At 39.3% G+C, this 8,589-nt stretch carries 6 protein-coding genes and 2 pseudogenes; 7 read left to right on the plus strand and 1 reads right to left on the minus strand.

Features of this window, described 5'->3' with window-relative positions; translation table 11 throughout:
- The first annotated feature begins 78 nt into the window (after window positions 1-78).
- The 7 genes and pseudogenes from IR173_RS07315 to IR173_RS07345 all read left to right on the plus strand — a co-directional run.
- Window positions 79-645, plus strand: a complete 567-nt coding sequence (locus IR173_RS07315; RefSeq protein ID WP_237039001.1) for an RtcB family protein — start codon at window positions 79-81, stop codon at window positions 643-645.
- Window positions 646-743: 98 nt separating this feature from the next.
- Window positions 744-1,649 carry a helix-turn-helix transcriptional regulator gene (locus IR173_RS07320; RefSeq protein ID WP_237039002.1) on the plus strand — a complete coding sequence of 302 codons (906 nt, stop codon included), beginning with the start codon at window positions 744-746 and terminating at the stop codon, window positions 1,647-1,649.
- Between the two features lie 2 nt (window positions 1,650-1,651).
- Window positions 1,652-2,140 carry a 3'-5' exonuclease gene (locus IR173_RS07325; protein ID WP_237039003.1) on the plus strand — a complete coding sequence of 163 codons (489 nt, stop codon included), beginning with the start codon at window positions 1,652-1,654 and terminating at the stop codon, window positions 2,138-2,140.
- Between the two features lie 14 nt (window positions 2,141-2,154).
- The gene (locus IR173_RS07330; RefSeq protein ID WP_237039004.1) at window positions 2,155-4,077 is read left to right on the plus strand and encodes a DUF262 domain-containing protein; all 1,923 of its coding nucleotides are present in this window, start codon (window positions 2,155-2,157) and stop codon (window positions 4,075-4,077) included.
- Window positions 4,078-4,079: 2 nt separating this feature from the next.
- Complete coding sequence (locus tag IR173_RS07335) at window positions 4,080-6,737, plus strand: DUF262 domain-containing protein (RefSeq protein WP_237039005.1); 2,658 nt, start codon at window positions 4,080-4,082, stop codon at window positions 6,735-6,737.
- A gap of 179 nt (window positions 6,738-6,916) precedes the next feature.
- Window positions 6,917-7,036 (plus strand): annotated as a pseudogene (locus IR173_RS07340) (helix-turn-helix domain-containing protein); the annotation flags it as partial.
- Between the two features lie 482 nt (window positions 7,037-7,518).
- Window positions 7,519-7,725 (plus strand): annotated as a pseudogene (locus IR173_RS07345) (hypothetical protein); the annotation flags it as partial.
- 679 nt (window positions 7,726-8,404) lie between these two features.
- Here the strand turns inward: IR173_RS07345 and IR173_RS07350 are convergent.
- A partial coding sequence (locus IR173_RS07350) for a hypothetical protein (RefSeq protein WP_237039006.1) occupies window positions 8,405-8,589 on the minus strand: 185 nt, incomplete at its 5' end.

Below are 8,589 nucleotides of genomic sequence, written 5' to 3' on the forward strand. Positions count from 1 at the left end.
AATTTTCACAGATAATATCGACCAGAAAGCATTGGAGCGATGGGACGCAAATCTGAATTTCAAGAAGTTATAAAGAAAATGCGTAAGGAACAACTGAAGGCAGAGCCTTCTATTCCTGCCGAGCTTTGCTATGTGGAGGGAGAAGTTCGTGAACAATATCTTCACGATATGCGTATCTGCCAACAACGGGCAGTTCTCAACCGCAAACTCATATCAATACTGTTACTCAAATTCTTCCCGGATATAAAGTTTGAAAATGAGTTTGAATCAGTCCACAATTACATATCGGATGATAATGTCATACGGAAAGGTGCTATTTCTGCCGCCAAAGACGAGCAGTGCATCATCCCACTCAATATGCGCGACGGTTCACTGTTGTGCATAGGTAAGGGCAATACCGATTGGAATCGTTCCGCCCCACACGGTGCGGGACGTATATTGAGCCGCAGTCAGGCATACGAAGTCATTTCTATGGAAGATTTCAAAACGTCTATGCATGGGATTTATTCCGAAAGCATTGTAGATTCCACTCGCGATGAATCTCCAATGGTTTACAAACCGGCTTCGGAAATTATCAACAATATTAGCGAAACTGTGATTATTGCCAATATTATTCGTCCTATTTTCAATTTCAAAGCGATGTGATAAAAAGCAACAACCAGATAGTCGTGATGATTTTATTGGATGTATCATTATATGTTATAAGTTTTTGTTAACTTTGTATTGGTTAATATATTACGACAATGATTCAACTGCAAAAATACACTTGGCTGATAGATACTATCCGGCGAGCCGGGAAAATATCGTTTGAAGAAATTTCGGAACGCTGGGAGCGCAACAAGGATTTGAGTGACTACAGGCCTTTGAGCCGTGCGACATTCAATCGTTGGAAAGATGCCATTTTCAGCCAGTTCGGGATAATAATCTCTTGTCAACGGGCAGGGGGATATTTGTATTACATAGAAAATCCGGAGGATATTGACGAAGATAATTTGAAAAAATGGATGCTTGATTCATTTGCTGTCGGCAACCTTATCGGAGAGAATCTTTCATTGAAAGACAGGATTCTCGTCAATCAGGTTCCATCCGCCCGTGATTATCTTGCCGCATTGCTTGAAGCAATGAAAGAAAACCGTACGGTAACAATCACCTATTGCGCTTTTGGCAAGACAAAAAGTTACACATTTTGCATCGAACCGTATTGTGTAAAACTGTTTGAAAACCGTTGGTATGTGTTGGCACACAATGTCCAATACGATGACATCAGAATTTACGGACTTGACCGTATAGAGGATTTAAAAGTAGAAGATAGAACTTTCAAACTACCAAAAGATTTTTCGGCATCTGATTTTTTCTCTTCATATTATGGGATTGTTACGAATATGAATATAAATCCGGAACGTATTGTTATCAGGGCATATAAAGATCATATCCCTTATATTAATTCACTGCCGTTACATCACAGCCAAAAGCTGTTGGAAGACAATGGTGAATATGCCGATTTTGAATTATATCTTGTACCTACATACGATTTTGTCATGAGGCTGCTTCACGTGGGGGCAATGATAGAAGTTGTTTCACCGGTTTCTCTCCGAAAGACAATGAAAGGGTGGATTTCGGATATGTATAACTTATACAAAAATGATTGAGCATGAAAGATTTTGCAGCAATAGATTTTGAAACTGCCAATGGACGACGCTCCAGTGTATGCAGTGTCGGTGTAGTGATTGTCAGGGATGGTTACATTGTCGATAAATTTTATAGTCTTATCCAGCCGTCTCCCAATTATTATACATATTGGACAACTGGAGTTCACGGGCTTACTCGTCAAGACACGGACGGACAATCAATATTTCCGGAAGTGTGGGGACAGATAGAAAATCGCATAGCAGGACTTCCTCTCGTGGCTCACAACCGACCTTTTGATGAAAGTTGCCTGAAAGCGGCATTTGAGGAATATGGACTGGAATATCCTAACTATGAGTTCCATTGTACCCTTGCCGCATCACGTAGATGTCTTGATGTTCCAAGTCACCAACTTCACCTATCTGCAGCGGCTTGTGGCTACAACATGGAAAACCATCACAATGCTCTTGCTGATGCAGAGGCTTGTGCATGGATAGCAATGAAATTATTATAAACAGATATATCATTATGGACCTAACGAATATTGCTAATATCATCGGTTACTCCAATCCTATCGAAATGCCTGTCAGTGAATTATTGACTGGTAGTTTCATATTTACAATACCTTCATATCAACGTGGTTACAGGTGGGAGTCATCTGAGGAAGGAGTGGAAGACAATGATGTTAAACAAGTTGACGATCTTCTTGATGACCTTACAACTTTTGCCAAGACCAATGTCGGAAGAAAAGCCAACTACTATCTTCAACCCTTAATGGTTAAACCGAAACAAGTAGACGGCGAATATGTGTGGGATGTGCTGGATGGGCAACAACGCTTAACAACAATGCTTTTGGTATTAACGTGTATAAATGAAAAACTTTACACTAATTCGCCACTCAAACTTTACACCCTGAAATATGAAAACCGAAAGCAGCTTGATTTTGCAAAAATCACATATACTCCGACATCTCCAAATTATGATTATCCATTACCGACCGATAATTTGGATAGCTATTTTGTCCGAAAGGCTAAGGATAAAATCGAAAAGTGGTATGATCAAGAACTGTCCGGTAATCCGTCGTTACAAGACAAAATCAAAGAACTTTTGTTCTATCCCGATGCTTCACGCGGTTCATCAACACCACCCTCATTGCGAGCCAAATTTATTTGGTATAATATTGAGCCTGTCACTGCCACCGTACCCAATGGAGACAGAATACACGATATAGAGGTTTTCAACCGTCTTAATCGAGGGAAAATCGGCTTGACAGATTCTGAACTTATCAAGGCTTTGTTTTTGCTCTGTATCAAATTGTCGCCTACTTCAGGAAGTTCACTAATGACTTCGGATACCCTTGTGAGAAAATGGGATGAGATGGGCAAAATGTTTCAGGACAACGAATTTTGGAAGATGCTTTCGCCCAAAAACAAGGAGTACAGCAACCGCATGGATTTGCTCTTTGATTTTATCAAAGATTGCAAAGACGGCAATAATAGAAATTCATATCGTTACTATTACGATAAGATGCATAATCTGACAACAACTCCTGATACTCAACAGATAGAGTTGCTATGGAATGAGATAAAACTATTCTTCGACACTTTGTGCAAGTGGCACGAAGACGTCCACAAACACAATTTCATAGGCTATCTTGTGGAGAACAACTATGAACTCTCGAAGATTTACCGCAAAATATCTCAGGGAGAAGAACTTAAATCCATCGTTAAGGAATGTCTTGGTTACGCTGATGTAAACGACATTGATGACTTCTCGTACCAAGATACTGACGGTTTTATAAAGATACGTAAGACACTGCTTCTGTTCAATGTTTTGACTAATGATAAGTTCGGCCAAAAGTTTCCTTTCAACCTTTATCGAGACAATTCCTATGATGTGGAACATGTAAACTCCCAAACCGACAATCCGATTGAGAAAGTAGATGAAAAAGAAGAGTGGATAAAAGAACATGCATTGTCTTGTCTATTAATCGACAGGAAGGAGACTGACAGCACAAAAAAAATCACTCAAGCCGCAATAGAGGCACGTGACCTTATTATAGAGGGTATCGATTTACTCAAAGAGTTTAAAAAAGAAAACAAAGATGTCGGTAATAAGTTCAAACCATATAGGGCCAAAGTTGAGAATTACTACGCATGTGGGGACAGTTCAATATCAATGACAAATAAGGATGCCATAGGAAATCTGACTTTGTTAAATTCATCTATAAACAGAGAGTATAAGAACGCTTTATTTCCGAAAAAATTGCGCATTTTAAAACGGAGCGATCAAGAGGGCGCATATATACCTGTCTGTACAAAATATATGTTTCTCAAGTATTATTCCAACCCACAGGGAAATGTTTCTGCTTTCAGCATGATGAGATGGAGACCCGAAGACCAAATAGAATACACCAATGCTATAAAAGAGACAATCAACAAAATATTTTAAACATGGCAAAATACAATTTATATACTCTTCTACACAGAACTTATTCGTGGACTGTTACATTACCCAATGGCATTGTACAGAGCGGGGTAGAGGTACGTGAGATTCCAGTCCGCATACCCAAAATTCAACGGGATTATGCAGAGGGCCGCAACACGGAAATGATTGAGCGTAAAAGGCACAACCTCCTCAACGATATGCTTGATGTCATTTATGGCTACAGAAAAGCATTGTCTTTCGATTTCATATATGGCTATATGATAAATAATGGGGAAACCATATCTGAAGGTTGGCAAGATGCAGGCAAGTACCCTAATATTGCTTTTGAGCCACTTGACGGTCAACAGCGTCTTACTACCTTGTTTCTTCTATATTGGTTATTCAACCGAGGTGAAGAATTACGCACAGAAGCAACCGAACACTCACTCTTTATTTATGAAACAAGAGATACCAGTGAGGAGTTTTGCCATTGGCTGGTTCGGCAAAAGGCCAGCTGTATTATAAGAAGTTGGCAAAAAGAAGTTTCCAATACTGAAGAGCAGAATAAAATAAACAAATCAAGATGGAAGACAGAAAAGAACGCAAGTGGAATTGTCGACCCCGTTAGTAACAGGTTGCGTTTCCCTTTGATTCCAGTTCCTTCCCTTTTTAATTATATGCAATCCATTGACTCTTTTAAGTGGGATTGGCATAATGACCCGAATATTTATTCCATGATTAAAGTCTTGGAGTCTACTGTAAAGTATCTACAAGAAAGAGGATTGGATTATCAGGACGGAATTAATCGAAAAGCCAATCTTGACAACATAACATTTATGCTTCTTGATAATTTGGTATGTGACGGTGACCAATTGTTTGAGAAGATGAACGCACGTGGCAAGGCTCTGACATGTTTTGAAATTCTCAAATCTTCGCTTGAAGAGGAAATGGAACGACAAGGATTACCCATGAACTTAGCAAACTCTTGGCGTGAGGCTATTGATGGAAACTGGATAGACTATTGCTGGAACAATTCAAATATTGGAAACAATCCGCAGCTTAAAACTGTGCGAGATGTGGAAAGGAAACTCGAAAGACTTCTCGTGCGTATGGCAGGAAAGAGTTTCTTCACTACCGAAATTACAGGTACCCCTAAACGTAACGATGATGCCATAGACTATGCCGCTCGATTGGTTGCCTCCATCTCAAAAAGAGAATATGTGAATGATGTAATTGATTGTTACATAGAATATGCCCGACACGAACGCACGATAGGCAATACCGGATTTGCAGTTTTGGATTTTCAGAGTATATATAACGATATTCAGAGCCTGATTTATAAAGACTCAGCAGGTTGGCGTGACGCATCTTATATGCTTCCACAACTCAATCAAAATAATGACTTAACCCTGTTGGATGAATTCACAAGTGACAGTCCTACGCATAATACACGTGTCATGGTATACGCCATGTTTGGGTATCTTCGTATTGTTCCGGCAAAAAACATTGCGGCCAATCTCATAGAGAAAAACAATTTCATTGACTGGATGCGGTTTATTCGGAATGTATATAATTCGGACAACAAAAACTCAGGATTGGATAATTTTGCAGATGTGAAAGCTGCAATAAAAGCCATTGACCACTGGTTGGACAAATACAAGAATAGTTATAGAACCAACAATAGCCAGGATATTCTAAGACTCATATTCTATCATATAAAAAATAATGCATATAGTCAAGAACAAGCAAGACTTGATGAAGAATCCATTAAAGCTGATTTAAGAATCAATGGTTCCAATGGTGTCGCTGCCATTGATTGGGAGAGCAGCATACTAAAGGCAGAGAACAACTATTATCTTTGGGGACAAATCATCGCACCTCTATCATGGGCATATAATGGAACATTTTATGACAAGACTTTGTTCGATTCATACATTCTGTGTCTCGACAGAATCTTCCATAACCCTTTACCCGAAGACAAACCTATCGATGCCTTGCTAATTCAGGCTATGCTTTGCTATCAAGACTATCGTCACAACTTAAACAGAGGTCTTGGAAGCTTAGGGCGATTAAACAACAACAGAGACTACAGTTGGAAGCAGTATTTGAGAAAGCAAGATTCTGCAACCGGTTATTATGGCTCTTTATTCAAAACATTAATTGATAAATGGTTGCTTCCGACTAATATTTCTCTTTCTTTTGAAGACTTACTAAAACGGGAAATCACTTTAAATAAAAGCAAGTATAAAAAAGCTGATTGGCAATATTATATTGTGAACATAAGTGACCCTCAATCACTGTTAAACTTATTCGGACATATTCGAACTTATGGCCGTTATGTCTATAGCGATTCTAACGGACATACCTATTATTTCCGATCTAACACGTTCAGAACATACTATCGTTACGAACTGTTGACCACCTATCTTAGTTATGAAACAGGCCTATTGGTAGAGGGTGTTAAATCTACTGATCCTGCTCATACTGTAGATGATTTTGGCGCACATGTTGATTTCACTAAGCCTAATGGTGATATTGTCAGATTATCGTTAGGCGAGAATAATTTATATAACATCGGTTTACAATCATCAGGATCTGATGATATGAGATTATTATATAAAAATATCGAAATCAGTTTAGTGGAAATTGAATTAAAAAAATTGAATGTAATATTGTCTTTTTAGTCAATATGCAAATTGATGGTTTTATTTTGTTGTAAATCAAACTGAATAGTATTAGAATAATGCAATTTAGGGAAATACCTGATTGTATATAAATCTAACAGTTCAATCATAGGAGGAATACCTTTTACGATTGAACTGTTATCATGATTTGTTCTATCAAATATGGAATGCAGAGATTGAACTACCGTAACAATGGCATATTGCCATACACGCAGGTGGGCGGAAAGATTCTGTACCGCACATCCGACATCGAACGCACCTTGATGAAAGGGTACAAGGAAGCGTATAGGTTGAAATAGACGGCCTTCCAAGATATTATAAGTTGCTTTTAGTTGAACAACCTATATCTGTAGTATAGATTGACGCACTAAAAGCAACTCTATCAGATATAGCCTCTTTGATGCATATTTTATAATTATAGCCTAAATCGTCTATAATTATATTTTATGAGGGTGTGTCAAAACTGGATTAAACCAAAGAAGAACTTTTAAACTGAAACTTGAGCATCCTAAAAAGCAAGAGAAGGAGCCGTATCATTACTCGAAACAGAGTTTGATACGGCTCTTTTAAATTTGGTAGTTACAATCTGCAACTTTTCGGAAGGGTCATTTTTGTTTTGACACCCTATTACGCATAAAAAAAGGTTGTGCCAGCATTTTGACACAACCTCTTGAAAATGCTTGCGGCTGACAGCAAAATGCGTCTGACTGATGTAGCTGACACACAATAACTTATCCGCCTCATTCAATCTATTCCATCGCCCAAAGCAGAACCTTTTAAAGAACTTTCCACCAAAGAAATCTCGGAAAGTAAAAATCCCGAGACTTTTAAAGAATACATGGAGGTGGCGGAAGAGGGTGGAGAAATAGCTCGTAACACTCGTATGGAATTGGAGGCAAAAACAGGCAAGGCGGTCATCAGTCCGATGAATGCCAAGACAGGAATTGCTCTTAATTCACCGCAAGAGGGTGAAGAAAATAAACAGTAACCGTAAAGTACCTAAAGTGGCTTGCCGTGCAATGACTGAATCCACAAAAAACAACTGTGTTATTTCGCTCTACAAACGGAAAAGCTTTCTCTTCCTTCCTCCTTTCATTAGTCGTTGAAACGCCCTGTTGATGGGGCTTCCGGTAGTGAATGGACATTCCGTCACCGCCCTTTCAGCCTCCTTTCATTTGTAAAACTCCTTCCGGCTTTTGAACTTTTTCGATAATACTTTACGGCAGGGGCGGACACATGGGTCCGCCCAATGACCCCAATAACTTAAAGTGAACTGTTCTCGGGCAGACACATGGGTCTGCCCCTACAGAAAACGGCAGGCTGAAAAGAGGTGTAGAAAGTACACAAGGGAATTGCTGAAGGCAGTTTGTGAAGGGACTCGGGAAGCGCGGCTGAAGGGAGGATGAGGGGATGTGCTGTCATTCTTAACCGACTGATTATGTGAGTGTTTTGATTAAAATGTAANAGTTTGTGAAGGGACTCGGGAAGCGCGGCTGAAGGGAGGATGAGGGGATGTGCTGTCATTCTTAACCGACTGATTATGTGAGTGTTTTGATTAAAATGTAAGGATGAACGGAAAAGAAGGATAATCGGCTTAATGAGGGGATGATGCAATCTGCCCCTACATGAAAAACATACCGAGCTTTTCTGAAAACACAACGAGCTTTTTAAAAAAGACTTTGAGTTTTTTTTAAAACATCAAGGTCTTTTTGGAAAGCATCAAGGTCTTTTTTGCAGCATGGTAGTGTGTCAAAACTAAACCGGGCTATCCCATCGTCAGTTGTAGGGGCAGGGTTCGCCTGCCCGAAGACACAAAACAAACTGTTTTCGGGCGAGCAAACCTCGCCCCTAC

It is taken from the genome of Phocaeicola faecalis (genome assembly GCF_021730445.1).
Lineage (GTDB): Bacteria > Bacteroidota > Bacteroidia > Bacteroidales > Bacteroidaceae > Phocaeicola > Phocaeicola faecalis.

What these genes read in the sequence shown, in the direction of transcription:
- IR173_RS07335 (WP_237039005.1), top strand. Translation starts at nt 4,080, where the DNA reads ATGGCAAAATACAATTTATATACTCTTCTACACAGAACTTATTCGTGG.
- IR173_RS07330 (WP_237039004.1), top strand. Translation starts at nt 2,155, where the DNA reads ATGGACCTAACGAATATTGCTAATATCATCGGTTACTCCAATCCTATC.
- IR173_RS07320 (WP_237039002.1), top strand. Translation starts at nt 744, where the DNA reads ATGATTCAACTGCAAAAATACACTTGGCTGATAGATACTATCCGGCGA.
- IR173_RS07315 (WP_237039001.1), top strand. Translation starts at nt 79, where the DNA reads ATGCGTAAGGAACAACTGAAGGCAGAGCCTTCTATTCCTGCCGAGCTT.
- IR173_RS07325 (WP_237039003.1), top strand. Translation starts at nt 1,652, where the DNA reads ATGAAAGATTTTGCAGCAATAGATTTTGAAACTGCCAATGGACGACGC.